Below are 536 nucleotides of genomic sequence, written 5' to 3'. Positions count from 1 at the left end.
GGCGTCCATTTCGCGATCGATGTGCACGGGGACGAAGCGATCCCGGCCTGCTTCCTTGCAGGGTACGAAGGCATCCCCGACCTGACCGCTGAACACCTCGGCCGGTTCACCAGCTTCCGGGCAATTCTCGCCCGCCGGACGCCCGACTTCCAGGAAGCCAGGGGCTATCCTGTGTCACCGCCGGGGAAGGCCAACCTGACGATGTGCACCACCCAGCTGGCGCATCGCTACGGTGGCTGCGCGATGACGCTCGAAATGCCCTACAAGGACCATGACGACGCGCCCGACGCGGCCCAGAACTGGAGCCCGGAGCGGTGCCGTCAGCTTGGCGCCGACTGCATGGGCGCGCTGCTGGAGTGGCTCGACAGCGCGAACTGATCCCGGTCAGCCGAGGCTGGCCGGACCGAACGCCTGGGGTAGCAATTCCGACAGGCGCACCGAGCGCACTTCGTCGGGGCCGACGCACAGCACCATCGGATCGGTCCCGCCGAGCTGGGCCAGTTCATTGAGCACCTGGCGGCAGCGCCCGCACGGGG

Annotated in this window: 1 protein-coding gene; it reads left to right on the top strand. The window is 68.3% G+C overall.

What is annotated here, in order from left to right; translation table 11 throughout:
- The coding region (locus AC01FP_RS18940; protein WP_474482502.1) for a M14 family metallopeptidase at positions 1 to 378 on the top strand (378 nt) is incomplete at its 5' end.
- Positions 379 to 536: the final 158 nt, after the last annotated feature.

The organism is Cyanobium sp. NIVA-CYA 375 (genome assembly GCF_056108345.1).
This window is presented reverse-complemented; position numbering and strand designations above follow the sequence as displayed.